Raw genomic sequence first — 25,450 nt, 5'->3', positions numbered from 1 at the left:
TGCCCTGAGGGCGTTCCTGGGAGAGGCGAGAACCCCCTCAGGGCGCGGCCGCCTCCACCACCACCGCCGATCCCATCCCCCCGCCCGCGCACATGGACGCCACGCCCACTCCCCCGCCCCGGCGGCGGAGTTCGTGGACGAGGGTGACCAGCATGCGGGCGCCGGAGGCGGCGACGGGGTGACCGAGGGAGCAGCCGCTGCCGTTGACGTTGACCGTGTCGGCGTCCAGGCCGAGGCGGTGGATCGCGGCGACGGGGACGGAGGCGAAGGCCTCGTTGATCTCGAAGAGGTCGACGTCGGAGACGGACATACCGGCCCGGCCGAGGGCCTTGGGGATGGCTCGCAGAGGGGTCAGGCCCGTCTCGGACGGATCTGCGGCGACCGAGGCCCAGGCTCGGACCGTGGCGAGGGCCGGCAGGCCCGAGCCGTCGTCGGCCACGGCCAGCAGCGCTGCCGCGTCGTTCGCGCCGGAGGCGTTGCCCGCCGTGATCGAGAAGCCCTCGATCTCCGGGTGGAGGGGCTTCAGCCCGGCCAGCTTCTCCGCGCTGGTGTCGCGGCGCGGGTGCTCGTCGGACTCGAACACCCCGTGCGGGGTGTCCACCGGCACGGTCTCGGCCTTGAAGCGGCCCTCGTCGAGCGCGCGGACCGCGTTGCGGTGCGACCGCAGCGCCCACTCGTCCATCTCGGCACGGCTGATGCCCGCCCGGACAGCCGTGTTCCAGCCGACGGTGATCGACATGTCGAGGTTGGGGGCGTCGGCGCGGTCGGGGTGCGAGGGCGGCACCCAGCGCTCGGCGCCCCGGAAGGTCAGCCCGGGCGCGGTGGACAGGGACTGCACCCCGCCCGCCAGCACCAGCCGGTCCATGCCCGCCCGGACGGAGGCGGCGGCGGTCTGGACCGCGGCGAGGCCGCCGGCACAGTGCCGGTTCAGGGCCAGCCCCGGTACGTTCGGCAGGCCCGCGGTGAGGGCGGCGTGGCGGGCGACGACTCCCCCGCCGTAGTGCGACTCGGCGAGGACGACGTCGTCCACCAGGGCCGGGTCGAGGCCCTCCGCCACCGCGCCGACCACCCGCTCGGCCAGCTCGTACGCGGTGGTGTCGCGCAGGGTGCCCTTGAACGCGGTGCCGATCGGCGTGCGCAGGGCGGCGACGATCACGGCTTCAGGCATCGGCGGCCTCCTCCAGTTCGGCGACGAGGGTGCGGCGCAGCAGCTTGCCGGTCGCCGTGCGGGGCAGTTCGGGGCGGAAGACGACCGCGTCCGGGGTCTTGGACGAGCGCAGGCGCGCCTTGGCGTAGGCCCGGATCTCCTCCGGATCGCCCGCTCCGACGAGGACGGCGACCAGTCGCTGCCCCCACTCCGGATCCGGCACCCCGAGCACGGCGGCCTCCCGCACGCCCGGGTGTTCGAGGAGTACGTCCTCGATCTCGGCCGGGGCGATGTTCTCGCCGCCCCGGATGATGGTGTCGTCGGCGCGGCCCTCGATGTAGAGGTAGCCGTCGGCGTCGAGCCGTCCCCGGTCGCGGGTGGCGAACCAGCCGTCCGTGACGGTGCCTTCGGCGCCCGCGTACTCGCCGGAGATCTGCTCCCCGCGTACGAAGACGAGCCCGGTGACGCCCGCGTCCAGGGCCTTGCCGTGCTCGTCGCGGACCTCGACCTCGATGCCGGGCAGCGGGCGGCCGACCGAGCCGAGCCGCTCGCGGACCGCCGGTTCGTCGGAGGCCACGGCCCGCCAGTGGTCGTCGGGGCCGAGCACGCACACCGAGGAGGCTGTCTCGGTCAGGCCGTAGGCGTTGACGAAGCCGGTGTCCGGGAACTGCCGCAGCGCCCGCTCCACCACCGGCCGGGGCGCGCGGGCGCCTCCGTAGGCGAGGCTGCGCAGGCTCGGCGCCTCGGCGGGGGTGTCGCCGAGTTCGGCGGTGATCCGGGCGAGCATGGTCGGTACGAGCATGGCGTGCGTGACCCGCTCCCGGCGTACGGTCGCCAGCCAGCCCGCCGGGTCGAAGGACGCCTGGTAGACGATGCGGCGGCCCGCGTAGAGGTTGGTGAGCAGGTTCATCAGCCCGGCGACGTGGTACGGCGGGAGCGCGACGAGCGTCGCGTCGGCCGGGTCGGCGGAGCCGAAGTCCTGGGTGTTGAAGACATAGGAGAGCAGATGGCGGTGGCGCAGCAGGGCCGCCTTGGGGGCGGCCGTGGTCCCGCTGGTGTAGAGGACGACGGCGGTGGCGTCACGGTCGTCGGGGGCGGGCCGGGGGACGGCGTCACCGGATGGCTCCAGGAGGCCGTCCAGGTCGTCGGCGCGCAGCAGCTCGGCGCCCGGGTGGCGGGCGGTGAGTTCGTCCAACTGCTCACGTGAGAGACGGTAGTTGAGGGGTACGAAGGGGACGCCGGCCAGGGCCGCGCCGAACAGGGCGACGGGGTGGGCGAGGTGGTTCGTCCCCAGGTACAGGACCGCTGAGCGGTCACGGAAGCGGTCGGCCGCGTGGTGCGCGAGGCGCTGGAGTCCGGCGGCGGAGAGCGACCGGCCGCCCTCGGTGACGGCCGGCCGGTCCCCCGCGGATGCGGCCATTTCCAGGATCACGACTATGTTCATGAGAACGTCATTCTCATACACTCAGAGGCCGACTCGCAAGAGAGGGGAATGATGGTGCTGATCGAAGGTTCCTCGGCCCTGGTGGTCGGCGGCGCGGGCGGTCTCGGCGAGGCGACGGTACGGCGTCTGCACGCGGCCGGGGCCCGGATCGTGGTGGCCGATCTGGCGGACGACAAGGGCAAGGCGCTCCAGGACGAGCTGGGGGTGCGGTACGTGCGCACCGACGCCACCGACGAGGAGTCGGTGGCCGCGGCGGTCCGGGAGGCGGAGGACGCGGGTGAGTTCCGGATCGCGGTGGACTGTCACGGCGGTCCGGCGAGCGGCGGCCGACTGGTCGGCAAGGACGGCTCGCCGCTCGCGCTGGAGGGGTTCCGCGCGACGGTCGACGTCTACCTCACCGGCGTGTTCAACGTCCTGCGGCTGGCCGCGGCCGCCATCGCCCGCACGGCGCCCTTCGGCGAGGACGGCGGGCGGGGCGTCGTCGTCACCACCTCCTCCATCGCCGGATACGAGGGCCAGGCGGGCCAGCTCCCCTATGCGGCGGCCAAGGGCGGGGTGACCGCGATGACCCTGGTGGCCGCCCGGGATCTGTCCCCGCTCGGCGTCCGGGTCGTCTCGGTGGCGCCCGGCACGATCCTCACGCCCGCCTACGGCAAGGCGGGCGAGCAACTGGAGGCGTACTGGGGGCCGCAGGTGCCCCACCCGCGTCGGATGGGGCACCCCGAGGAGTACGCGGCCCTGGTCCAGCACCTGTGCGAGAACGACTATCTCAACGGTGAAGTGGTGCGCCTGGACGGCGCGTTGCGTTTTCCGCCGAAGTAGCTCCCGAAGCAGCTCCCGAAGCAGCTCTACTCGCGGTCCATCTCCTGCCGCGCCTTGGCCCACAGCCAGCCCGCGTAGCCGTGCAGTCCCTCGCCGAGCCTGCGGTTCATCTTCCCGGCGAGGGCGCGGGCGTAGCTGCCCTCCAGGAGGGCGGCGAGGCGGAAGCAGGCGAGGACCTGGTACCAGCAAAAGCCGGAGACGTCCCGGCCGGTCGACTCGCCGTAGTACGCGACGAGTTCGGCGCGGCCGGGGACGCCGTCCCAGGGCTGGAACTGGGGGTCGCTGCCGGGCGGGTCGCCCTTCTCGCGCCAGGCGGTGAGGATCCAGGCGAGGTCGAGGAGGGGGTCGCCGAGGGACGCCATCTCCCAGTCGACGATCGCGGCGAGGCGCGGGGCGTCGTGGGCGAACATGACGTTGGCGAACTGCAGGTCGCCGTGGACGATCCCGGTGGCGGTCTCCTTCGGGGTGTGCGCGGCCAGCCAGTCGGCGACGCGGTCGACCTCGGGGGACTCGCCCTCGCGGTAGCCGGGGGTGTCGCGGTAACCGTGCAGCATCTTCAGGTACTTGGGCGTCTGGCGTTCCAGCCAGCCCTCGGGGCGGCCGAGATCGGCCAGGCCGTGCCGGGCCGGGTCGACGGCGGCGAGTCTCGCGGCGCCGTCGACGAGGGCGAAGGCCAGCGACCGGCGCCATTCGGCGTCCTCCGCGTAGCGGCCGGGCAGTGTGCCGCGCGGTGCGAAGCCGTCGATCTTCTCCAGGACGGAGAAGGGCCCGCCGAGCACGTCGTCGTCGAGCACGCTCGCCCGCAGTCTGGGGTGCGGTACGTCGGTGTCGGCGAGGGCGGCGAGGACGCGGCTCTCGCGGCGGAACGCGTCCGAGGCGCCGGAGCGCAGATGGCGGCCGGGGCGGCGCAGGACGAGTTCGGTGCCGTCGGCGCGGCGGAGGGTGAACAGCAGGTTCTGGGCGCCGCCGGTGAGCGGTTCGAGGGCGGTCACGGGTCCGTCGCCGGGGAGGCCGCCCAGACCCGACCAGGCGTTGAGCCGGTCGAGGTCGGCCTTGCGGTCCAGGTCGGCCTTGCGGTCGTCGTCGGTCACCAGGTCACCGCCGTCTCGGGAAGGCGGTCCGCGTACTGGGCGCGGGCCGCGGTCAGCCGGGTGGGCAGATGGGCGGAGCCGAAGAGCCGGTCGTCGGCCGGTTCGGCGCCCTTGAGCAGCAGCCGCGCCACCACGTCCTGGTGGGCCTCGGTGGGGCCGTCGGCGACGCCGAGGGTGGGGCCGGAGTGCCACATCCTGGTCAGCGGCAGCTCGTTGGAGACGCCGAGGGCGCCGTGCAGATGCAGGGCGCGGTAGGCGACGTCGACCAGCACCTTGGGGGTGGCGACCTTCACGCCGGAGACATGGAGGCGGGCGCGGCGGGCGTCGGCGCGGTCGCCGGTGCGGGCGGCCTTGTCCATGTGCCAGGCGGCGTGCAGGACCTGCAGCCGGAACTGCTCGATCTGGATCCAGGTGTCGGCGAGTTGGTGACGTGCCGCCTGCTGGTCGGCGAGGGGTCCACCGCGGGTGCGGCGGGAGGCGATGCGCTCGGTCATCATCTCCAGCGCCTTCCTGCACTGGCCGACCGAACGCATCGCGTGGTGCAGCCGGCCGCCGCCGAGGCGGGTCTGGGCGATGAGGAAGCCGGAGCCGGGTTCGCCGAGGAGGTTCTCGGCGGGGACGCGGCAGCCGGTGAAGCGCAGATAGCCGTGCACGCCCTCGCCGAGCGGCTCGCCGCCCATGCCGGTGCCGCGCACCATCTCCATGCCGGGCGTCCCGGCCGGGATCAGGATCATCGAGGCGCCCCGGTGGACGGGCACGTCCGGGTCGGTGATCACCATGGCGATGACGAAGGCCGCGAGGGGGTAGTTGGAGGCGAACCACTTCTCCCCGTCGATCACCCACTCTCCCCCACTCTCGGCTCCGCTCGAGCGGGAGGTGCCCCCATCGTCCCGGACGGCCGTGCAGGTGAAGCCCCCGGGGTCGGCGCCGCCGGTCGGCTCGGTCATCGCGAAGGTGGAGACGATCCGCCCGTCGAGGAGCGGTTCGAGGTACTCCTTGCGCTGCTCCTCGGTGGCGTAGTGGGCGAGGATCTCCGCGTTGCCGGAGTCGGGGGCCTGGGTGCCGAAGCACATGGGCGCCCAGCTCGACCTCCCCAGAATCTCGTTGAGCAGCCCGAGACTGACCTGCCCCATGCCCATCCCACCCAGCGTGGGCGGCAGATGCGCGGCCCACAGCCCCTGCTCACGCACCCGGCGCTGCAACGGCCGTACGACCTCCCGGAAGACCTCGCTCCCGCGGTCGTAGGGCTCGGCGTTGCCCGGGAACAGCACGTCCAGCGGCTCTATCTCCTCGCGGACGAGTCGCGCGGCCCAGTCGAGTTTCTCCTGGAACGCGTCGTCGGTACTGAAGTCCCACATGACGCACCCTCCCACGTTGAAGCCCTCGTTGACGCTTGTTCAGAATGTTATTCTGCACAGGCGAGAACGATACTCTCACCCACGAGAACACTCCAGGAGGCGGCGGGATGGGATACGCGGACGAGCTGTTCGACCTCACCGGCCGGGTCGTGCTGGTCACCGGCGGCAGCCGGGGGCTCGGGCGGGCCATGGCGTTCGGCGCGGCCCGCTGCGGTGCGGACGTGGTGGTGGCGAGCCGCAAGTACGAGGTCTGCGCGGCCGTGAGTGAGGAGATCGAGAAGGAGACGGGCCGCTCGGCCCTGCCGTACGGCGTCCACGTGGGCCGCTGGGACGAGCTGCCGGGCCTGGTGGACGCGGTGTACGACCGCTTCGGCCGGCTGGACGGGCTGGTCAACAACGCGGGGATGTCCCCGGTCTACGACGACCTTGCCGCCGTGACGGAGAAGATGTTCGACGCGGTGCTGGACCTCAACCTCAAGGGCCCGTTCCGGCTGTCGGTCCTCGCGGGCGTCCGGATGGCGGAGGCCGGCGGCGGCGCGATCGTCAACGTCAGCTCCACGGGCTCCGTCCGGCCCCGCCCGGCGATCGTCCCGTACGCGGCGGCCAAGGCCGGGCTCAACGCGATGAGCGAGGGCCTCGCCCACGCCCTCGGCCCGGCCGTGCGCGTCAACACCCTGATGTGCGGCCCGTTCGCGACCTGGGCGACGCGGGGCTGGCAGGAGGACCCGGACCAGCTCGCCGAGGGCGTCCGCCCGCACGCCCTGCAGCGCATCGGCGCCCCGGAGGAGATCGTCGGCGGGGCGCTCTATCTGCTGTCGGACGCGTCGTCGTACACGAGCGGGGCGACACTGCGGGTGGACGGCGGGATGCCGTAGGCCCGACGACGTGTCAGGTGAGATCACCGTGTTCGCCGAGGCGCGGCGGCGGGCCGTACGACGTCTCCTGTCCCGGGATCCGGAACGGGCTGCCCACCAGGCGGTGGCCGCCCGCCTCGACGACCGCGCCCGGTGCGGCCGCGAGGGCCTCCGGGAGGGTGCGCACGGCCGCCGCGGGCACCCGCAGGGGGCGTAGCCGGGCCTCCCAGCCGGTCGCCGTGTCGGCGGCGAGGGCCTTCGTCACGGCGGTGACGACCTCCTCGCGGTGGGCCGCGCGCTCGGCCATCGTCGGGTAGCCCTCGATGCCGGCCTCGGTGGCGAAGGAGCGCCAGAAGCCGTCGTGGGTGATGAAGAGGGCCAGGTGGCCGTCGGCCGTGGGGAAGAGCTGGGCGGGGACGTAGTAGGCGTGGGCGCCGCCGAGGCGGCGGGGTGCGCGGCCCTCGTTCAGCCAGGTGGCGGCGTGGTAGTTGAGCTGGGACAGCATCACGTCGCGCAGCGAGACCTCGATCTGGCCGCCCCGGCCGGAGTGCACCTGCGCCACCAGGCCGAGGGCCGCCGCGAGGCCGGCCGAGTTGTCCGCCGAGGAGTAGCCGGGCAGCAGGGGCGGGCCGTCCGGGGCGCCGGTGAGGGCCGCGATGCCGGTGGCGGCCTGGACGACGTAGTCGAAGGCGGGTGCGTCGCCCGCGTCCATGCCCCAGCCGGTGAGGATCACGCACACCAGCCGCTCGTTCCAGGGCGCGAGCTCCTCGTAGGTGAGGCCGAAGCGGCGGACGGCGGAGGGTTTGAGGTTGACCAGCAGGGCGTCGGCGTCCCGGACCAGTTCGCGCAGGTGCTCCTGCCCCCGCGCCGTCGCCAGGTCCACGCGCACCGAGCGCTTGCCCCGGTTGAGGCTGGCGAAGTAGGCGTCCGAGACCTGACGGGAGAGGTCCCCGCCGGGCGGCTCGACCTTGGTGACGCGCGCGCCCAGGTCGGCCAGGAGCATGGTGGCGTAGGGGCCCGCGAGGATGTGGCCGACCTCCAGGATCCTGAGGCCCGCGAGGGGCCCGGTCATCGGAAGCCCGCCGCGACGGCCGCCACGGCGTCCCGGGTGCGGAGTTTCGAGGCGACGAGTGCGTCCCGGCCCTCGCCGATCGGCAGCAGGCGGACCGACAGGTCGGTCACGCCCGCGTCCGCGAACCGCCGGAAGCGCGCCTCGATGGCCGCCTCGTCGCCCGCCGCGCACAGGTCGCCGACGTCACGGGCGTCCCCGTGCTCCAGCAGCCGCTGGTAGTTGGGCGAGATCTCGGCCTCGCCGAGGATACGGTTGGCGCGCTCGCGGGCCGCGTCCACCTCGTGGGGCGCGCACAGGCAGACCGGGATGCCCGCGACGATCCGCGGGGCGGGCCGGCCGGCCGACTCCGCCGCCTTGGTGAGGGCCGGGACGACATGGTCGGCCACCGCCCGCTCGTCCGCCATCCAGAGGATCGTGCCGTCGGTGCGCTCCCCGGCGATCCTCAGCATCACAGGGCCCAACGCCGCCATCAGGACAGGCAGTTGGGCGACGGGGGAGATCGTCAGCGGGTTGTGGACCCGGAAGCGTTCGTTCTCGACGTCCACCGAGGCCGTCCCGCTCACCGCCGCGCCCAGCACTTCGAGGTAGTCACGGGTGTACGCGGCGGGCTTCTCGTACGGTACGCCGAGCATGTCGCGCACGATCCAGTGGTGGGAGGCGCCGACGCCGAGGGCGAGCCGGCCGCCCGCCGCCGCGTGGGCGGACAGGGCCTGCCGGGCGAGGGCGACGGGGTGCTGCGCGTGCACCGGGACGACCGCGGTGCCGAGTTCGATGCGCGAAGTGGCCTGGCCCATCAGGGAGACGGCGGTCAGCGCGTCGAAGTCCGTGGGCACCTGCGGCACCCACACCGTGTCGAAGCCGGCTTCCTCCGCCCAGCGGGCGTCCTCGACCATCCGCGTCGCCTTGTGCGCGGCGTCGCCCCGCTCGGGGCCGCTCATCACTCCGACTCTCATGTCGGTTCCGTCCTGTGGGTAAGGGCGCGGATGTCCGCGACGATGACGTCGAGCGGGGTGCCGGTCGGGTACACGGCGGCCGCTCCGGCCGCGCGCAGCCGCGGTACGTCTCCCGCCGGGATGGTCCCTCCGACGACGACCGGGATGTCGTCGCCGCCGGCCGCCCGCAGCGCCTCGACCGTGCGCCGGGTCAGCGCCAGATGCGCCCCGGACAGGATCGACAGCCCGACGAGGGCCACGTCCTCCTGTACGGCGGTGGCGGCGATGTCGTCGACACGGCGCCGGATACCGGTGAAGACGACCTCGAAACCGGCGTCGCGCAGCCCGCGCGCGACCAGTTTGGCACCCCGGTCGTGACCGTCGAGACCGGGCTTGGCGACAAGGACTCGGGTGGGCATCAGAACACCACCGGCTGCCGGAACTCGCCCCACACCTCGCGCAGGGCACCCGCCATCTCCCCCACCGTGCAGTAGGAGTTGGCGCAGTCGATCAACGGTTCCATCACATTGGCGTCTCCTTCGGCGGCGCGGCGCAGTCGGGTGAGGCGGGCGCGTACGTCGGCGGTGTCGCGCTCCGCCTTCACCCGGGCGAGGCGCTTCAACTGCCGTTCGCGGCCCTCGGCGTCCAGCTCGTACGTCGCGAGATCGGGCGGCGCCTCGTCCACGGTGAACCGGTTGACGCCCACCACCGGACGCTCCCCCGAGTCGACCGCCTGGTGCAGCCGCCACGCCTCGTCGGCGATCAGCCCCTGCAGATAGCCGTCCTCGATGCACCGGACCATCCCGCCGTGCGCCTCCAGATCGGCCATGACCCGCTCGACGCGCTCCTCGGTGGCGTCCGTCAGCGCCTCCACGAAGTACGAACCGCCCAGCGGATCGGCGACCTTGGTCACGCCCGTCTCGTGGGCGAGGATCTGCTGGGTGCGCAGGGCGAGCGTGGCGGACTCCTCGCTCGGCAGGGCGAACGGCTCGTCCCAGGCGGCGGTGAACATCGACTGCACCCCGCCGAGCACGGAGGCGAGCGCCTCGTAGGCGACGCGGACGGTGTTGTTGCGGGCCTGCGGCGCGTACAGCGAGGCCCCGCCCGCGACGCACCCGAAGCGGAACATGCAGGCCTTGTCGGTCTTCGCGCCGAACCGCTCGCGCACGAGGGTCGCCCAACGCCGTCTGCCCGCACGGTACTTGGCGATCTCCTCGAAGAACTCGCCGTGGGTGTAGAAGAAGAAGGAGATCTGCGGGGCGAACTCGTCGATGGTCATGCGTCCGCGGGCGAGGACGGTCTCGCAGTACGTCACCCCGTCGGCGAGGGTGAACGCCATCTCCTGGACGGCGGTGGCGCCCGCGTCGCGGAAGTGGGCGCCTGCGACGGAGATCGCGTTGAAGCGGGGCACCTCGGCGGCGCAGAACTCGATGGTGTCGGCGATGAGCCGCAGCGACGGCTCGGGCGGCCAGATCCAGGTGCCGCGCGAGGCGTATTCCTTGAGGATGTCGTTCTGGATGGTACCGGTCAGCCTGGCGCGCGGGATGCCGCGTTTCTCGGCGGCGGCCACGTACAGGGCGAGCAGGATCGCCGCCGTGCCGTTGATGGTGAAGCTCGTGCTGATGCGGTCCAGCGGGATGGTGTCGAAGAGGATCTCGGCGTCGGCGAGCGTGTCGACGGCGACGCCGACCCGGCCGACCTCGTCGGTGTACTCGGGGTCGTCGGAGTCGTAGCCGCACTGGGTGGGCAGGTCGAGGGCGACGGACAGTCCGGTGCCGCCCTGGTCGAGGAGATAGCGGTAGCGGCGGTTGGACTCCTCGGGGGTGCCGAAGCCGGAGTACTGGCGCAGGGTCCAGGTGCGGCCCCGGTAGCCGGTGGGGTAGTTGCCGCGTGTGAAGGGGAAGCCACCCGGGGCGGGCGGCTCGGTGCGCCGGTCGCCGGGGCCGTAGACCGGCTTCAGGGGAATGCCGGAGGCCGTGGTGTCGTCGTACGTCATGACAGCTGGTCCTTCATCACCTTGCCGGTGGCGTTGAGCGGCAGTCCGGTGCGGAACTCGACCTGCCGGGGCACCTTGAAGCCGGCCATGCGCTCCTTCGCCCAGGCGATCAGCTCGGCCTCGGTGACCGCGCCGCGCGGCACGACGAACGCCTTGCCGACCTGGCCCAGCCGCTCGTCGGGCACGCCGATCACGGCGGCCTGGGCGACCGCCGGGTGCCGCATGAGGAAGCCCTCGATCTCGGCCGGGTAGGCGTTGAAGCCGCCGACGACGAACATGTCCTTCTTGCGGCCGACGATCCTCAGGCGGCCCTCTTCGTCGAGTTCTCCCAGGTCGCCGGTGTGCAGCCAGCCGTCGGTGTCGATCGCCTCGGCGGTGGCGGCGGGGTCGTCGAGATAGCCGCGCATCACGCCGTACCCCCGGACGAGGACCTCGCCGTCGTCGGCGACGCGGAGCTCGAAGCCCTCGCAGGGGCGGCCGACGGTGGTGGCGACGGCCTCGTAGGGGTCGCCGGGGCGGGAGGCGGTGACGGTGCCGGCCTCGGTGAGGCCGTAGCCGGTCATCAGGTGGCGGAACGGCAGTTCGGCGGTGATCCGGCGGACCAGCTCGACCGGGATGTCGGCGGAGCCGGTGACCGCGACCCGCAGCGAGGACAGGTCCCGGCCGCCGCCCGACTGGAGGAGGGAGTGGTACAGGGTCGGCGGGCCCGGCAGGACCGTCACCCGCTCCTTCTCCACCAGCTCCAGCACCCGGTCGACGTCGAACACCGCCAGCGGCAGCACGGTCGCGCCCCGGATCATCGAGGCCACCAGGCCCGCCTTGTAGCCGAAGATGTGGAAGAACGGGTTGACGATCAAGTAGCGGTCGCCGGCGCGGAGTTGAGCGAGGTCGCACCACTCCTCGTAGAGCCGCAGGGTCTGGCCGTGGGTGGTCATCACACCCTTGGGGCGGCCCGTCGTCCCGGACGTGAAGATGATGTCCGCCAGGTCGTCCGGGCCGACCTCGCGCTCCAGGGGTTCGCCCGAGCCGAGGAACCCGCCTTCGCCGAGGTCGATCACGGGGATCCCGGGCGGGCCGGTGAACTCCCGGTCCAGGAAGCCGCCTTGCACCAGCAGCAGCTTGGCGCCGCTGCGGACGACGATGTCGTGCGCCTCCTCGTCGCGGAAGCGGGTGTTGACCGGGACGAGGACCCCGCCGGCCGTGAGCAGGCCGAACGCGGCGACGATCCACTCGGCCGAGTTCGGCGCCCACAGCGCGACCCGGTCGCCGGGGCCGACGCCCGCCGAGGCGAACGCCCCGGCGGTGCGCCGGACCTGGTCGGCCAGCTCTGCGAAGCTCCACCGCACGTCACCGTCCACGACGGCCTCGGCGTCGCCGAAGCGCTCGGCGGCGTCCCGCACCAGAGCGGGAATGCTCCGCCACCGCACTGTCGAAGTCATCCGTCTCATCCGTCGATCAGGCGGGCCAGGTTGCCGCCCATGACCTTCGCCTTGTCCTCCTCGGTGAGCTTCACCAGGTGGTCGACGTAGGTGACCGGGTCGGCCAGGCCCTCGGGGTGCGGGTAGTCGGAGCCGAACAGGACGCGCTCGATGCCGACGAGATCGCCGAGGGCGGCCATGTCCTCCTCCCAGAACGGGCTGATGTGGATGTTCCGCTTGAAGACCTGGACCGGGTCCTCCTGGAACTCGTGCGGCATCTTCTTGTACACGTCGGCCAGCCGGTCCAGGACCGGCAGCACCCAGGAGGCGCCGTTCTCGATGACGGCGACCTTCAGCTCGGGGAAGCGGGAGAGCGCGCCGTGGCAGATCAGCGAGGACACCGCGTCCTCGATCGGCCGCCACTCGTTGACCTGCCGGAACGCGTTGGGCTTGAAGGGCAGGAACTCGCGCTTGTTGCCCTCCCAGTCGTTCGCGTAGTTCGCGTAGCCGGAGTCGGAGGAGTGGAAGGCGACCAGGACGCCGGTCTCCACCACCCGCTTCCAGAACGGGTCGAACTCCGGCAGCGCGAAGGACCGGGTGCCGCCGAAGCCCGGGACCGGGGCGGGACGGATCAGGATCGCCCGTGCCCCGCGCTCCACGACCCAGTTCAGCTCGTCGATCGCCTTCTCGACGATCGGGAGCGTGATGACGGGGACGGTGAAGATACGGTCCTTGTAGGCGAAGCCCCAGGTCTCGTGCAGCCACTGGTTGAGGGCGTGGATGACCGCGTGGATCAGCTCCGGGTCGTCCTTCATCCGTTCCTCGATGAGGCTGGCGAGGGTCGGGAACATCAGGCTGCGCCGGATGCCGAGGTCGTCCATGAGGGCGAGGCGCGGGGCCGGTTCGCGGAACGCGGGGACCGAGCGCATGGGCTCGCCGAAGATCTCCCGGCGGGTCTTGCCGTCCGGGTTGCCGACCTTGAAGTACTCCTCCATGGCGCCGGGGCGGGCGACCACGTCGAAGGTGGGGTTCGGGATGTACTCGCTGATCTGCCCGCGGATCGCGATCTTCGTGCGGCCGCGGACGTTCACGTACTCGATCGCCCCGTCGTACTCCTTCGGGAGATACCGGGTGAGCGCTTCCTGCGTCTCGTAGAGGTGGTTGTCCGCGTCGAACAGCGGATACGCGAGATCACGAGAGGGCATGAGAGATCCTCCTTCGCCGATAGCGAGAATCGTATTCTCACTTGAGTGGAGTGGCAATGCCGTCGGCGGCAGTGCCGCCGGCGTTCAGGCCCTGGCGGAGCACGAACTTCTTGACCTTGCCGCTCGGGGTGCGCGGGAACTCGTCGACCGTGTGCACCTGTTCGGGCCACTTCTGCCGGGCCATGCCCGAGCGCTGGAAGTGCAGCCGCAGCTCGGCGAGGACCGGCGCCGACCAGCCGGGCAGCATCCGCAGCACGGCCGCGGCCCGCTCGCCGAGCCGCGGGTCGGGTGCGGCGACGACCGCCGCCTCCGCCACGCCGGGCAGGCCCAGCAGGACCTCCTCGACCTCCAGGGCGCTGATGTTCTCGCCGCCCCGGATGATGACGTCCGCCTTGCGGTCGGTGATCGACAGCCAGCCGTCGTCATCCACGACCCCGATGTCGCCCGTCCGGTACCAGCCGTCCTCGTCGAAGGCGGCGGCGGTCAGGGCCGGGTCGGTGTAGCCGAGGCAGAGGTCGGGGCCGCGGGTGAGGATCTCGCCGTCGTCGTCGAGCCTCAGCTCCACGCCGGGCAGCGGGAGTCCGTCGGTGTGCAGCCGCTTGGCGGCCGGTCCGTCGTACGGGGTGCAGGTCACCGAAGGGTGCTCGGTGGAGCCGTACGCCCGGAACACCGTGATGCCCAGGTCCTCCAGCCGGGTCGTCACGGCGGAGGCGACGGACGCGCCGCCGAGGCCGGCGTACCGCAGCCGGGCGAGGTGCTCGGGCGTGCAGTCCGGGTGGTCGAGCAGGCTCGTCATGTAGTACGTCGCGCCGCCGCCGACGGTCAGTCCCTCGTCCTTCATCAGTGCGAGCGCCTTGGCGGGGTTCCAGGTGTCGCCGAGGTGGACCGGGGTGCCGTCGAGCACGGGGATGAGGAAGGCGTTGACCATGCCGATGAAGTGGCCGACGGGGGCGACGGTGAACTGGCGGCCCCGGTCGGGCGGGTAGCTCGCGGCGAGCTGGCGGGTTTCGAAGCCGAGGGTGCGGTGGCTGTGGATCACGCCCTTGGGGTCGCGGGTGGTGCCGGAGGTGAAGGCGATCAGGGCGGGGGCGTCCGGGTCGACGGGGAGGGTGCCGGGCAGCGGCTCGTCGGCGAGCAGGTCGTCGAAGTCCCGGCCGACGACACCGACGACCGGCACGGAGGCGCACAGCTCGGGGTCGAAGACGAGGCGTCCGAAGCGTTCGGCGGCGAAGAAGGCCTTCGGGCGGGTGGCCTCGACGATGTACCGGACCTCTTTCGGGCCGTAGAAGTGGACCACCGGGACGACGACCGCGCCGAGGAAGGCCGAGGCCCAGAAGACGGCCGCCGCCTCCCTCCAGTTGGGCAGCTGCATGGCGATCACGTCGCCGGGACCCACGCCCCGCGCGGCCAGGCCGCCGGCCAGCCGCCGGGCCAGCTGCTCGACCTGCGCGAAGGTGCCCGCCCAGGGCCGTACCTCGGAATGGACGCGGAACTCGGTGTCCCTCGCCGCCGCCAGCCCCTTCGTCAGCAGGTCACCGAGGGTCTCATGGGTCCACCACCCCTCGGTCTCGTAGCGTGCGGCCAGTTCGGGCGGCACCGGCCGCAGGGCGCCGGAAGGGAAGGTCGGCATGAAGGGGATCGCCTCCTCTGCTGCACGAGAACTGCGAGAACTGCGAGAACTGCAGGAGAACTGCACTCGCGAGAATTGCACTCTCGCACAACGAGAAGGTAACTTCCATACATGGCACGCGACCACGGCTTCCATCCGGTGCGGATCACCCGGATCGTCGACGAGACGCCGGATGTGCGCACGTTCGCCCTCGACGCCGGATTTCCCTACCGGGCGGGGCAGTTCCTGACGTTCCGGCTGCGCGGGACCCTGCGCAGCTACTCGATGTCGAGCTCCCCCGACACCGACGGCGAGTTGTGCGTGACCGTCAAACGGGTGCCGGGCGGGCTGGTGTCCGGCTGGATGCACGACGAGCTGCGGCCCGGGGACGTCCTGGAGGCCACCCGGCCCAGCGGCTCCTTCTGCCTTCGCCCCGACGCGGGCGACCGGCCGCTGGTCGCGTTCGCCGGGGGCAGCGGGATCACGCCCGTGTTCTCCCTGGTGAAGAGCGCGCTGGCGACGACCGCACGGCCCGTACGGCTACTGACCGCCCACCGCGACGCACCGGCCGCGATCTTCCGCGCCGCACTGGACTCGCTGGCGGACCGCCATCCCGGGCGGCTCACCGTGCGGCAGCACTTCGACGACCGCGACGGCCTGGTCACGGCCGGGCGGATCCGGGATCTCGCGGCCGGTGGTCCGGCCGACTTCTATCTCTGCGGGCCCGAGCCGTTCATGACCCTGGTCGAGGAGACACTGACCGCGCAGGGGGTCCCCCGGGAGCGGATCGTCGTCGAACGGTTCACGCCGGTGAACGGCTCGGCGGCCCCGCCGACGCGGCCGGCCGACGGCACGGTCACCGTCGTCCTGCGAGGTCAGCGTCGCTCGGTGCCCCAGCGGGCGGGCGAGACCCTCTTGCAGAGCGCCCGCCGGGCCGGGTTCACGCCGCCCTTCTCGTGTGAGTCGGGCGACTGTGCGACCTGCATGGCCAGGGTCATCGCGGGGGAGGCAAAGATGCGGGTGAACAACGCCCTCGACGCCGACGAAGTCGCCGAGGGGTATGTGCTCACCTGCCAGGCGGAGCCGGCGGCGCCGGACGTGACGGTGGAGTACGAGGACTGACATGGTCGAGCTGGAGATCGAGAACGGGCTCGCCGTCGTCACCATCGACCGGCCGCACGCCCGCAACGCCGTCGACCTCACGACCATGGCCGAGCTGGAGAAGGCCCTGGACGCGGCGGAGGGCGCGCCGGCGCTCGCCGTGACCGGGGCGGGCGACAAGGCGTTCGTGTCGGGCGGCGACCTCAAGGAGCTGGCCCGGCTGCGCACCGAGCCGGAGGCAGCGGAGATGGCGCTCAGGATGCGTGCCGTCTGCGACCGCATCGCCGCCTTCCCCGGACCGGTCGTCGCCGCCCTGAACGGGCACGCGTTCGGCGGGGGCGCGGAGGTCGCGGTCGCCGCCGACATCCGGATCGCCGCCGAGGACGTCCGCATCGGCTTCAACCAGTCGCGGCTGGCGATCGTGCCGGCCTGGGGCGGAGCCGAGCGGCTGGCTCGGCTGGTGGGTCCGGGACGGGCGCTGCTGCTGGCCGGCACCGGCCGGATCATCGACGCCGCCGAGGCCGAACGGCTCGGTCTGGTCGACCTGGTCCTGCCGCGCGCCGGATTCACCGACGCCTGGCGGGAGGTGGCCCGCGCTCTGGCGACCGCGCAGGCCCGAGAGATCAAGGAGCTGACCACCCGCACGAGAACGCCGGAGGAGGCCGCCGCGGCCTTCGCCCGGCTGTGGGTGGCCGACGAGCACTGGGAAGCGGCCGAGAGGGTGATGTCCCGTGGCAAGTGAAGTCCGCGTCGAGGAAGGTCCGTTCGGGCCGGAGGTCCGCCCGGACGGACCGGTGGAGCAGACCGTGCTGTACCTGCACGGGGACCCGCGGCTCGCGGGCACCCCGCAGGACGCCCTGCCCACCGCCCGTGAACTGGCGCGCGCCACCGGGTACGCCGTGCTCTGCGCCCGCTACCGGCCCAGGTTCCCGCAGGCGCTTCAGGACGTGTACGACGCCTGGGAGCACTGCCGGGCCCAGGGCGGCGCGGTGGCGGTGGCCGGCAAGCGGCTCGGCGGGGCGCTCGCCGCGGGTCTGCTGCTGCGGCTGCGCGACGAGGGCGCGCCCCCTCCCACCTGCGCGGTGCTCGTGTCCCCGCTCCTGGACTTCACCCTGGAGGCGGCGAGCCTGCTGCTGAACGCGGCCGCCGACCGCACGGTCGACGCGGAGTCGCTCCCGGTACGGGCGGCGGCGTACGCCGGGGACACCCCGCGCACCACTCCCCTGCTCAGCCCGCTGCACGGCAATCTGCACGGCCTGCCCCCGATACAGCTGCACGCGGCCGGCACGGAGGTCCTGCTGGACGACGCCCTGTCCTTCGCGACGCGGGCGGCGCACTCGGGGGTGGCGGTGGACCTGCGGGTGTACGAGGACGCGTCGGCGCTGGGGCTGCGCCAGGTGGGGGCGATGGCGGAGTACCTGCACGGCTGGGGCAAACGGGCACATTACAGCCCGTCCGGCGTCTGAGGACGAGGCCCCTTCAGGGCCGAAGCGGGGGTCTGGGGGCGGCAGCCCCCAGCTCCCTCACCCCTCGTCGAGAATGAACTGCGCGGCCCGCCAAGCGAGCGCCATCACGGGCCCGTTGAGATTCCCCGACACCATCACCGGCAGGACAGACGCGTCTACGACCCGCAGGTTGTCAACACCCCGCACCTTGAGCCGCGCGTCGGTCACGTCCTCCGGCGCAGAGCCCATCGCACACGTGCCGATCGCGTGGAACCCGCAGTACCCGCCGTCCAGCGAGCTGCGGATGATCTCCTCGTCGGTGCCGACGCCCGGCCCCGGGAACGTCTCCCGCCGGATCCGGGAGGCGATGGGCTCGGTGCTGAAGAACTCCCGCAGCCGCCGGAACAGATCCGCGCCCACCTCACGGTCGTACGCCGACCGCCAGTACCCGGGGTCGATGTCGAGCCCGGCGTCCGGGTCGGCGGAGGTGATCGCGAGGGAGCCCTCCGAGGTGGGCCGGAGCACCATCGCGCAGGCGGACAGGCCGGGTTCCCTCTCGACCCCGGCCGGTTTGCCGGGCGTGAGCGCGCCGAGCGACCAGGGGGCGAGCAGGATCTCGGCGTCGGGTCGGGCCGACTCGGGGCGGGTCTTGAGGAAGCCGATCACGTCGTAGGCGGGCCGGGCGAGCGGGCCGCGCCGGGTGAGGAGGTAGCCGGCGCCGGTGCGGGCCTGGGCGGCCGGGGTGGCGAGGAGGCGGTTCACGCCGAGCGGGGCGTTCAGCCGGAACCGCAGGGCCAGGCAGCGGTGTTCGCGCAGCCGGGCGCCGACGTGCGGCCGGTCGAGGCGGACGTCGACGCCGGCCTGCCGGAGCGTCTCGGCGGGGCCGATGCCCGACAGCTGCAGCAGCCGGGGCGTGCCGAGGCTGCCCAGGCTGAGGACGACCTCACGCCGTACCCGTACGTCCTCCTCGTGCCCCTCGGCGGTGCGGACCCGTACGCCGACGGCCTTGTCGCCGTCGAACAGGACCCGCAGGGCCGTCGTGCCGTGGGCGACGGTCAGGTTGGGGCGGGAGCGGGCCGGGCGGAGGAAGGCGCGCGCGGCGCTGAAACGCTGTCCGGCCTTGATGGTGGCCATCGCGTACCCGATGCGCTCGCCGTCCTCCTCGTTGACGTCGGGGACGGTCCGCAGGCCGAACCGGGCGCCGGTGGCGAGGAGTTCGTCGCACAGCGGGTCCGGGTCGCGCACCCCCGACACATGCAGGGGCCCGCCCGCGCCCCGGGTGGCGGTGGCGCCGAACGCGTTGTCCTCCAGGGCCCGGAACACGGGCAGGACCTCGTCCCAGCCCCAGCCGGGGTTGCCGAGCCCCGCCAGGCCGTCCCAGTCGGCGCGGGTCCCCCGGTTGTAGACCATGCCGTTGACGGAGCTGGAGCCGCCCAGCACCTTGCCGCGCACCCACACCTCGGGGTTGCCGCCCTCCCTGAGCGGGCGGGTGCGGTAGTGCCAGGAGAAGGCCGGGTCGCCGAAGAGTTTGCCGACGCCCTTGGGGATCCTCAGATACGGGTGCCGTCCGGTGCCGCCCGCCTCGACGAGCAGCACCCTCGTCCCGGGGTCGCGCGAGAGCCGGTCGGCGAGCACACAGCCCGCCGATCCGGCGCCGACGACGACGTAGTCGTACATGTCTCTCTCCTCTACAGGTCGTCGCGGTACACCCGCCCGCCCTTCATGACGAAGCACACCCGTTCGGTGACCGACAGGTCGGCGAGCGGGTCTCCCGGTACGGCGACGACGTCCGCGAGGAGTCCCGCGCGCAGCCGTCCGCGGTCGTCGGTGTCGATGAGGTCGGCCGCGACGACGGTCGCGGCGCGCAGCGCGTCGAGCGGCCGCATGCCGCGGTCGGTCAGGGCGAGCAGTTCTCTGGCGCCCCTGCCGTGCGGGATCGCGGGCGCGTCGGTGCCGAGGGCGACCTTGACGCCGCGCCGGATCGCCCGGGCGGTGGACTCGCGGGCGCGCGGGAAGACCTCGGCGGCCTTCGCCTGGAGTTCGGGGGCGGCGTGGGCGGTGTTCATGCCCTCGGTGAGATAGGTGGTGGCGACGAGGAAGGTGCCGCGTTCGGCCATCAGGTCGAGGGTGGCGTCGCTCGCGAGGAAGCCGTGCTCGATGCAGTCGATGCCGGTCTCGACGGCGGCCCGGATCGCGGTGTCGCCCATGCAATGCGCGGCGACCTTCACCCCGGCCCGGTGCGCCTCGTCGACGATGGCGCGCAGCTCCTCGTCCGAGTACTGCTGGGCGCCGGCCGGTCCGGTGTGCGACATGACACCGTTGGAGGCGCACACCTTGATCACCCGGGCGCCGTACTTGAGCTGGTACCGGACGGCCTTGCGGACCTCGGCGACACCGTTGGCGATGCCCTCCTCGACGGTCAGCGGGAGCACGCCCGGTGCGAACGCCTGGAACATGGTGGGGTCGAGATGCCCGCCGGTCGGGGCGATCGCGTGCCCGGCGGGCACGATCCGGGGGCCGTCGACCCAGCCCAGGTCGATGGCCTTCTTCAGCGCCACGTCCAGGAGCACGCCCCCGGTCTGCACGAACAGACCGAGGTTGCGTACGGTCGTCCAGCCGTGGTGGAGGGTGCGGCGGGCGTTGGCGACCGCGCGCAGGGTCCGTACGGCGGGGTCCTCCTGGACCGGGATGAGGGGACTGCGGTGGTCGGGGCCGCCCAGGAAGAGGTTGACCTCCATGTCCATCAGGCCCGGCAGCAGGGTGACGTCCCCGAGGTCGCGCACCACCGTGCCCTCGGGCAGAAGGGCCGGCCGGCCGACCTCGGCGATCCGCTCGCCGACCACCAACAGCTCACCGGGCTCGACGAGTTCGCCCTTGTCGACGTCGAGGAGGCGGGCGGCCCGCAGCAGGACCGGTGGTTCCGGCGGCCGTTTCATCACACGGCCGGTTCGACGACGGCGTCGATGCTCGACGGACCGCTGTCGGGGACGCGCGGCTGCCCCCAGGCCTCGACGGGAAAGGCGACGGTGATCAGTGAACAGAACGCCCACAGCAGGTGTCTGTCCTCGTCGCCGATGCCGTCGAGCCGCACCTTCTCCAGGTACGCGGTGCCCTTCTCCAGGAGGGGGAACGCCACGTCGTAGAAGGCCTGGAGTTCCTCCATCGTGCCGGCGACGCGCTTGGCGTAGCGGGCCCGTTCGCCGTGGATCGCCCAGTCGGCGAAGGGTTCGAGCTCGGCGAACTCGGCGGGAAAGACGTTGGCCATGTCCGGGATCTCCCTCACTTCGCGTACTCGTCTCACTTCGCGTACTCGTCCACGAACCTGCGTGCCGTGGAGTGCAGATGGCGCAGCAGAACCTCCTGGTCGCACAGCGGGAAGCTGTCCAGGGTGCGCGACTCCAGCATGGTCTGGGTGGCCTCCAGGGTGTTGCCGTCCTGCAGCCCGTACTCCTTGAACGACACCACCGCGAGCTCCTGCTGGAGCCGCTGGAAGGCGTTCTCCGGCGGGACGAAGTAGGCGGTGCCCTCGAAGATGTGCGTGTTGTACGAGGTCGGCCAGTAGTGGTACGTCAGCACCCAGTTGGGCCGCCAGATCAGCAGCATGAAGTTGGGGAAGAAGACGAAGGAGTCCATGCCCCAGACCTTGCTGCGGGTCGGGTTGACGGCCGACGGGAGTTCCTCCGTGGTCAGGCCGATGTCGGGGGCGTCCCAGGCGCCGAACAGACCGCTGCGCAGGGCCCGTTCGACCGGCTTGACCATGGCCCGCTCCTTCGGCGGTGCGATGCCGCCCCAGGAGGAGACCATGCTGTGCGGGCCGTCGATGTCGTACGACAGCGCCTCGTAGCCGTACTTCTTGATCTTGGCGGCCTCTTCGGCGACGTACTGGCCGGAGTGCAGGATCGGCGCGTGGTAGAACTCGGCGAACGCGTCGATGAACAGCTTCCAGTTGCTGCCGATCTCGGCGCGGTACTTGTGCACCTGGGTGAGCTTGTGGAACGGGTAGCCCTCGATGCCCTCGCCGAACCTGCCGAGGTAGTCCTTCAGGGACTGGCTGTTGTCGGGGTCGAGGTTGACGAAGATGAACCCCTCCCAGACCTCGGTGTGCACCGGCAGCAGTCCGTAGCGGGACTTGTCCAGGTCGAAGAACTCCGACTCCTGCTGGACGAAGGTGAGCTTGCCCTCGAGGTCGTAGCGCCAGGCGTGGTACTTGCAGGTGAAGGCGCGGCAGGTGCCCTTGGTCTCCTCGCGCGGGTAGTCGTCCCAGACGAGCTTGTTGCCGCGGTGCCGGCAGACGTTGTGGAAGGCGCGCACCTCGCCGTCCGTGCCGCGCACCACGACGACGGAGGCGCGGGCCGCGTCCAGCTCCTTGGTGAAGTAGCTGCCCTTGCGGGGGAGTTGCTCAACGCGGCCGACGTTCAGCCAGGTCCGGCGGAAGATCGCGTCTCGTTCGCGTTCGTAGAACTCGGCTGAGATCGAGTCCGCGTAGGAGACCGGCTCGGTGTCGATCTCGAAGTGCTCGGTCCAACTGCCCTCGGAGGGCTTCGGGAAGTGCGCCATGGAACGGAACCTCCGGTCGGTTGACCCCGTCAAGATAACAGCGATCTCTCTTGAGGAGAATACCGTTTCCGCTTATCGTCGACAGAGTTCTCAAGACGTCTGGGCCCTGGGAGGACGCACGTGACCGCTACCACGCGCCACCGGCACTGGATCGACGGCGGGGACGCTCCACCGGACGGCGGAGACGCACCACCGGACGGCGGGAGCCGGCTCACGACGCTCGACCCGGCCACCCGCGAGCCAGGTGACGAGATCGCCGCGGGCACGGCCGCCGACGTGGACCGGGCGGTGGCGGCGGCCGAACGGGCCCGGCACGGCTGGGCCGCCCTCTCCCCCGCCGGCCGCTCGGCCGTGCTGCACCGGATCGCCGACGCGATCGAGGCCGACGCCGACACCCTGATGGACCTGGAACGGGCGTGCACGGGGAAGATCCCGGCGCAGCTGCGGCTGGAGGTCGATCTGTCGGCGCAGTACTTCCGCTACTACGCGGGGGTCGTCCGGGCCGCCGGGCAGGGCTCGGTCGTCGAGCAGGGGGCGGGCGTGCACACGTACACCCGTTACGAGCCGTACGGCGTCGTCGGGGTGATCACCCCCTGGAACCTGCCGCTGAACCAGGCCTGCCGGGCGCTCGCCCCGGCGCTGGCGATGGGCAACGCGGTGGTGGCCAAGCCCTCGGAGTTCACCTCCGTCTCCACCCTGCGCCTGGCCCGGCTCGCCTCCCGCGCCGGGCTGCCCGACGGGGTCCTGAACGTGGTCACCGGCACCGGTCCCGAGGCGGGGGCCGCGCTCGCCGCGCACCCGGGGGTGCGGCGGCTCGCCTTCACCGGGTCGGTGGCCACCGGCCGGCGGCTGGCCGAGGTGGCCGCCGGGCGGCTGATCCCCCTCACGCTCGAACTGGGCGGCAAGTCACCCCTGTTGGTGTTCGCGGACGCCGACCTGGAGCGGGCGGTCGCGGCGGCCGTGGCGGCGCTCGCGGCCAACTCCGGGCAGGTCTGCTCGGCGACCACCCGGCTGCTGGTGGAGGAGTCCGTTCACGACGAGGTGGTGGAGCGGGTGGTCGCGGCCGTGGAGAAACTCCAACCGGGCGTGGACTTCGGCCCGTTGATCACCGAGGCGCAGTACGAGAAGGTGCTCGGCTTCCTGGCCGGGACCCCGGGGGCGGTGACCGGTGGCGGGCCGTACACGGAAGGTCCGGCCGCGCGCGGGCTCTACATACGGCCCACCGTGTACGCCCGGGTCGACCCGGCGGCCCGTATCGCCCGCGAGGAGGTGTTCGGGCCGGTGCTGGTGACCATGGCCTTCCGGGACGAGGCGGACGCACTCGCCCTCGCCAACGACACCGACTACGGGCTGGTGGCGGCCTTGTGGAGCGGCGACCTGGCGCGCGGGCTGCGGCTCGCCGAGCGCATCGACGCCGGGCAAGTGGCCGTCAACGGCGGCCCGTTGACCGTGGAGACACCGTTCGGCGGCTACAAGCGGAGCGGTTACGGGCGGGAGAAGGGGCTGGCCGCCCTGCACGAGTACGCCCAGCTCAAGACCGTCAGCGCACAGCTCTGGTGAGGAGGCAGCGGATGTACGACGAGAACAGGCAGCGGGCCGCACGGGCGGTGCGCGCGGAGGTCATCGGCGACGACGGCGGGCGGACGGCCCCGCCCGGGGACCCGGTGCCGCCCGAGTACCAGGACTATCTCACCGCGATGGCCTGGGGTGTCTGGGCCCGCGGCGGGCCGCTCAGCAAACGCGACCGCAGTCTGCTGGTGCTGGCGATGACGGCGGCGAACGGACGGATGGACGAGTTCCGGATCCATCTGCGGGCCTCCGCCAACACGGGTGTGACCGACGACGAGGTGAACGAGCTGCTGTACCAGATCACGGCGTACTGCGGTGCGCCGGCCGGGAACGCGGCCCGCTCGGTCATCCGTGAGGTGCGCACCGCGCGGGAGGGGGTGTGAAGGGCTTGGTCGTCGGTTTCGTCGGGCTCGGGAACATGGGCGGCGCGCTGGCCGCCAACCTGGTGAGGGCCGGTTTCGAGGTCCTCGCGTACGACACCGCGGGCCCGGACCGCACACCCCTGGGGGCCCGCTGGGCACCGGGGCCCGCGGACGTGGCCCGGGGTGCCGACGTCGCCGTGCTGAGCCTGCCCGACGGGACGGTGTGCGAGGAGGTGGTACGGGATCTCGTGGCCGTCCGCGACCGGCGGGTCACGCATGTCGTGGACACCTCCACGGTCGGGGTGTCGGCGGCGCGCAGGCTGGCCGCGATGGGGCTCGCCCATGTGGACGCGCCGGTGTCGGGCGGGGCGGCCGGGGCCCGCAAGCGGACCCTGATGGTCATGTACGCGGGTACGGACGACCACTGCGCGCACGTCGAGCCGGTCCTCGCCGGGCTCAGCGACCGCCGGCGCCGGGTGGGCGACCGGCCGGGGCAGGCGCAGGCGCTGAAGCTCGCCAACAACTTCCTGGCCGCCACCTCGCTGGCCGCGACCAGCGAGGCCGTCGCCTTCGGCACGGCGGCCGGGCTGGATCCTGCGGTGATGGTGGACGTCCTCAACGCCGCCAGCGGCCGCAGCGGGGCCACCGCCGACAAGTTCCCCGACGAGGTGCTGACCGGGCGGTACGCGTCGGGGTTCAGCAACACGCTGATGGCGAAGGACGTACGGCTCTATCTGCGCGAGGCCGCAGGACTGGGCGGCGCGGCGGCGGTCGCGGGGGTGACGGAGGCGGTGTGGGAGGCGTTCGCGCGGCAGGAACCGGGGGCGGACTTCACACGGATCTACCCCTTCACCGCGGGCATTGCGGAGTCCTCGCAGACCGGCGGCCCCGTGTCGGAACCCAGCAGCACGGACAGCACCTCGCGCACGACCTCCGGGTAGCGCTCGTCGCCGTCCTGGTCGGCGAGCCACAGCTGGTGGATGCCCTCGACCAGGGCGAACAGCGCGGTGGCGCCGGTACGGGTGTCCAGGCCGCTGGGCAGCCGGTCCCCGTATCGGGCGGCGAGGTGCTCGGCGAGATGGTCCTGGAGGGTGCGGCAGCGGTCGCGGACATAGCCGCGGGCGGGTTCCTGGCCGGTCACCGCCTCGGCCATGACGACGCTGTGCACACGGGCGAGGGACGGGTGGTGCTGTTCGAAGGCGACGGCCTCGGCGAAGTCGCCGGCCCAGTCCTCGCCCACCCTGCGGTCGGCCAGATTCTCCCGGGCGAGCCGGTTGCGCAGCTCCAGCACTTCGAGGAGCAGCCGCTTCTTGCTGGGGAAGTAGTGCAGGACGCCCTGCCGGGTGAGCCCGGCGCGCTCGGCGACGGCGTCGATCGAGGTGCCCTTGAACCCTCGGTCGGCCAACACCTCCAGCGCCGCCTCGAGGATGACCTCACGCCGTGCGCACACCACGGAGCTGCCCCTTTC

At 72.5% G+C, this 25,450-nt stretch carries 24 protein-coding genes; 8 read left to right on the top strand and 16 right to left on the bottom strand.

Annotated features, from left to right (window positions below):
- Positions 1–37 precede the first annotated feature (37 nt).
- Complete coding sequence (locus ACLZN2_RS20615; protein ID WP_416980103.1) at positions 38–1,168, bottom strand: thiolase family protein; 1,131 nt, start codon at positions 1,166–1,168, stop codon at positions 38–40.
- Positions 1,161–2,591, bottom strand: coding sequence for a class I adenylate-forming enzyme family protein (locus tag ACLZN2_RS20610; protein WP_416980101.1), 1,431 nt, complete (start codon positions 2,589–2,591; stop codon positions 1,161–1,163). Before ACLZN2_RS20610 ends, ACLZN2_RS20615 begins: the two co-directional genes overlap by 8 nt.
- Before the next feature lie 54 nt (positions 2,592–2,645).
- Here ACLZN2_RS20610 and ACLZN2_RS20605 point away from each other — a divergent pair, with 54 nt between their 5' ends.
- Positions 2,646–3,413 (top strand): SDR family oxidoreductase, encoded by a 768-nt coding sequence (locus ACLZN2_RS20605; protein ID WP_416980227.1) that lies wholly within the window; start codon positions 2,646–2,648, stop codon positions 3,411–3,413.
- Between the two features lie 26 nt (positions 3,414–3,439).
- Here ACLZN2_RS20605 and ACLZN2_RS20600 read toward each other — a convergent pair whose 3' ends face one another.
- Together ACLZN2_RS20600 and ACLZN2_RS20595 are read right to left on the bottom strand one after the other, a co-directional pair.
- Complete coding sequence (locus ACLZN2_RS20600; RefSeq protein WP_416980099.1) at positions 3,440–4,504, bottom strand: phosphotransferase family protein; 1,065 nt, start codon at positions 4,502–4,504, stop codon at positions 3,440–3,442.
- The gene (locus ACLZN2_RS20595; protein ID WP_416980097.1) at positions 4,501–5,862 is read right to left on the bottom strand and encodes an acyl-CoA dehydrogenase family protein; all 1,362 of its coding nucleotides are present in this window, start codon (positions 5,860–5,862) and stop codon (positions 4,501–4,503) included. The genes ACLZN2_RS20600 and ACLZN2_RS20595 overlap by 4 nt, the downstream gene beginning before the upstream one ends.
- 107 nt (positions 5,863–5,969) lie before the next feature.
- Between ACLZN2_RS20595 and ACLZN2_RS20590 the strand changes: the two genes are divergently transcribed.
- Positions 5,970–6,737, top strand: coding sequence for an SDR family NAD(P)-dependent oxidoreductase (locus tag ACLZN2_RS20590; protein ID WP_416980095.1), 768 nt, complete (start codon positions 5,970–5,972; stop codon positions 6,735–6,737).
- 13 nt (positions 6,738–6,750) lie between these two features.
- Here ACLZN2_RS20590 and ACLZN2_RS20585 read toward each other — a convergent pair whose 3' ends face one another.
- Genes ACLZN2_RS20585 through ACLZN2_RS20555 form a run of 7 tightly spaced genes read right to left on the bottom strand, consistent with a single transcriptional unit; the run spans position 6,751 to position 14,969 of the window.
- A complete protein-coding gene (locus tag ACLZN2_RS20585; RefSeq protein WP_416980093.1) occupies positions 6,751–7,788 on the bottom strand; it encodes a CaiB/BaiF CoA transferase family protein in 1,038 nt (345 codons plus the stop codon).
- Positions 7,785–8,741 (bottom strand): TIGR03564 family F420-dependent LLM class oxidoreductase, encoded by a 957-nt coding sequence (locus ACLZN2_RS20580; protein WP_416980091.1) that lies wholly within the window; start codon positions 8,739–8,741, stop codon positions 7,785–7,787. The genes ACLZN2_RS20585 and ACLZN2_RS20580 overlap by 4 nt, the downstream gene beginning before the upstream one ends.
- The gene (locus ACLZN2_RS20575) at positions 8,738–9,139 is read right to left on the bottom strand and encodes a cobalamin B12-binding domain-containing protein (protein WP_416980089.1); all 402 of its coding nucleotides are present in this window, start codon (positions 9,137–9,139) and stop codon (positions 8,738–8,740) included. Before ACLZN2_RS20575 ends, ACLZN2_RS20580 begins: the two co-directional genes overlap by 4 nt.
- A complete protein-coding gene (locus ACLZN2_RS20570) occupies positions 9,139–10,716 on the bottom strand; it encodes a methylmalonyl-CoA mutase family protein (protein WP_416980087.1) in 1,578 nt (525 codons plus the stop codon). The genes ACLZN2_RS20575 and ACLZN2_RS20570 overlap by 1 nt, the downstream gene beginning before the upstream one ends.
- The gene (locus ACLZN2_RS20565) at positions 10,713–12,155 is read right to left on the bottom strand and encodes a FadD3 family acyl-CoA ligase (RefSeq protein ID WP_416980085.1); all 1,443 of its coding nucleotides are present in this window, start codon (positions 12,153–12,155) and stop codon (positions 10,713–10,715) included. The genes ACLZN2_RS20570 and ACLZN2_RS20565 overlap by 4 nt, the downstream gene beginning before the upstream one ends.
- A 5-nt stretch (positions 12,156–12,160) precedes the next feature.
- Positions 12,161–13,339 carry an amidohydrolase family protein gene (locus tag ACLZN2_RS20560; RefSeq protein WP_416980083.1) on the bottom strand — a complete coding sequence of 393 codons (1,179 nt, stop codon included), beginning with the start codon at positions 13,337–13,339 and terminating at the stop codon, positions 12,161–12,163.
- A gap of 37 nt (positions 13,340–13,376) precedes the next feature.
- Complete coding sequence (locus tag ACLZN2_RS20555; RefSeq protein WP_416980081.1) at positions 13,377–14,969, bottom strand: AMP-binding protein; 1,593 nt, start codon at positions 14,967–14,969, stop codon at positions 13,377–13,379.
- Between the two features lie 111 nt (positions 14,970–15,080).
- Here ACLZN2_RS20555 and ACLZN2_RS20550 point away from each other — a divergent pair, with 111 nt between their 5' ends.
- Genes ACLZN2_RS20550 through ACLZN2_RS20540 form a run of 3 tightly spaced genes read left to right on the top strand, consistent with a single transcriptional unit; the run spans position 15,081 to position 17,515 of the window.
- A complete protein-coding gene (locus ACLZN2_RS20550) occupies positions 15,081–16,070 on the top strand; it encodes a 2Fe-2S iron-sulfur cluster-binding protein (RefSeq protein WP_416980079.1) in 990 nt (329 codons plus the stop codon).
- A gap of 1 nt (position 16,071) precedes the next feature.
- Complete coding sequence (locus ACLZN2_RS20545; protein WP_416980077.1) at positions 16,072–16,791, top strand: enoyl-CoA hydratase/isomerase family protein; 720 nt, start codon at positions 16,072–16,074, stop codon at positions 16,789–16,791.
- Entirely contained in the window at positions 16,781–17,515 is a 735-nt protein-coding gene (locus tag ACLZN2_RS20540) for an alpha/beta hydrolase fold domain-containing protein (RefSeq protein WP_416980075.1), read from the top strand. Before ACLZN2_RS20545 ends, ACLZN2_RS20540 begins: the two co-directional genes overlap by 11 nt.
- A 57-nt stretch (positions 17,516–17,572) precedes the next feature.
- Here the strand turns inward: ACLZN2_RS20540 and ACLZN2_RS20535 are convergent, their stop codons facing one another.
- From ACLZN2_RS20535 to ACLZN2_RS20520, 4 genes are read right to left on the bottom strand one after another with little or no spacing between them, the layout of a single operon-like run.
- On the bottom strand, positions 17,573–19,171 hold the full coding sequence (locus tag ACLZN2_RS20535) for a GMC family oxidoreductase (protein WP_416980073.1): 1,599 nt from the start codon (positions 19,169–19,171) through the stop codon (positions 17,573–17,575).
- An 11-nt stretch (positions 19,172–19,182) separates the two neighbouring features.
- A complete protein-coding gene (locus tag ACLZN2_RS20530) occupies positions 19,183–20,430 on the bottom strand; it encodes an amidohydrolase family protein (protein WP_416980071.1) in 1,248 nt (415 codons plus the stop codon).
- On the bottom strand, positions 20,430–20,759 hold the full coding sequence (locus ACLZN2_RS20525) for a hypothetical protein (RefSeq protein ID WP_416980069.1): 330 nt from the start codon (positions 20,757–20,759) through the stop codon (positions 20,430–20,432). The genes ACLZN2_RS20530 and ACLZN2_RS20525 overlap by 1 nt, the downstream gene beginning before the upstream one ends.
- 32 nt (positions 20,760–20,791) lie before the next feature.
- Entirely contained in the window at positions 20,792–22,051 is a 1,260-nt protein-coding gene (locus ACLZN2_RS20520; protein WP_416980067.1) for an aromatic ring-hydroxylating oxygenase subunit alpha, read from the bottom strand.
- A gap of 120 nt (positions 22,052–22,171) precedes the next feature.
- Here ACLZN2_RS20520 and ACLZN2_RS20515 point away from each other — a divergent pair, with 120 nt between their 5' ends.
- The 3 genes from ACLZN2_RS20515 to ACLZN2_RS20505 are packed head-to-tail and all read left to right on the top strand — an operon-like array spanning position 22,172 to position 24,923.
- Positions 22,172–23,611 carry an aldehyde dehydrogenase family protein gene (locus ACLZN2_RS20515; RefSeq protein WP_416980065.1) on the top strand — a complete coding sequence of 480 codons (1,440 nt, stop codon included), beginning with the start codon at positions 22,172–22,174 and terminating at the stop codon, positions 23,609–23,611.
- A gap of 11 nt (positions 23,612–23,622) precedes the next feature.
- Positions 23,623–24,003 (top strand): carboxymuconolactone decarboxylase family protein, encoded by a 381-nt coding sequence (locus ACLZN2_RS20510; protein WP_416980063.1) that lies wholly within the window; start codon positions 23,623–23,625, stop codon positions 24,001–24,003.
- Positions 24,000–24,923: an NAD(P)-dependent oxidoreductase gene (locus tag ACLZN2_RS20505; RefSeq protein ID WP_416980061.1), complete on the top strand. Its 924-nt coding sequence runs from the start codon at positions 24,000–24,002 to the stop codon at positions 24,921–24,923. The genes ACLZN2_RS20510 and ACLZN2_RS20505 overlap by 4 nt, the downstream gene beginning before the upstream one ends.
- Here the strand turns inward: ACLZN2_RS20505 and ACLZN2_RS20500 are convergent.
- Positions 24,824–25,432 (bottom strand): TetR/AcrR family transcriptional regulator, encoded by a 609-nt coding sequence (locus ACLZN2_RS20500; protein ID WP_416980059.1) that lies wholly within the window; start codon positions 25,430–25,432, stop codon positions 24,824–24,826. The two genes, ACLZN2_RS20505 and ACLZN2_RS20500, sit on opposite strands and share 100 nt — an antisense overlap.
- Positions 25,433–25,450: the final 18 nt, after the last annotated feature.

This window comes from Streptomyces sp. T028, from assembly GCF_048159505.1.
Taxonomy (GTDB): Bacteria; Actinomycetota; Actinomycetes; order Streptomycetales; family Streptomycetaceae; genus Streptomyces.
Note: the sequence above shows the minus strand (reverse complement) of the source record. Positions and strands in the feature narration are given on the sequence as shown.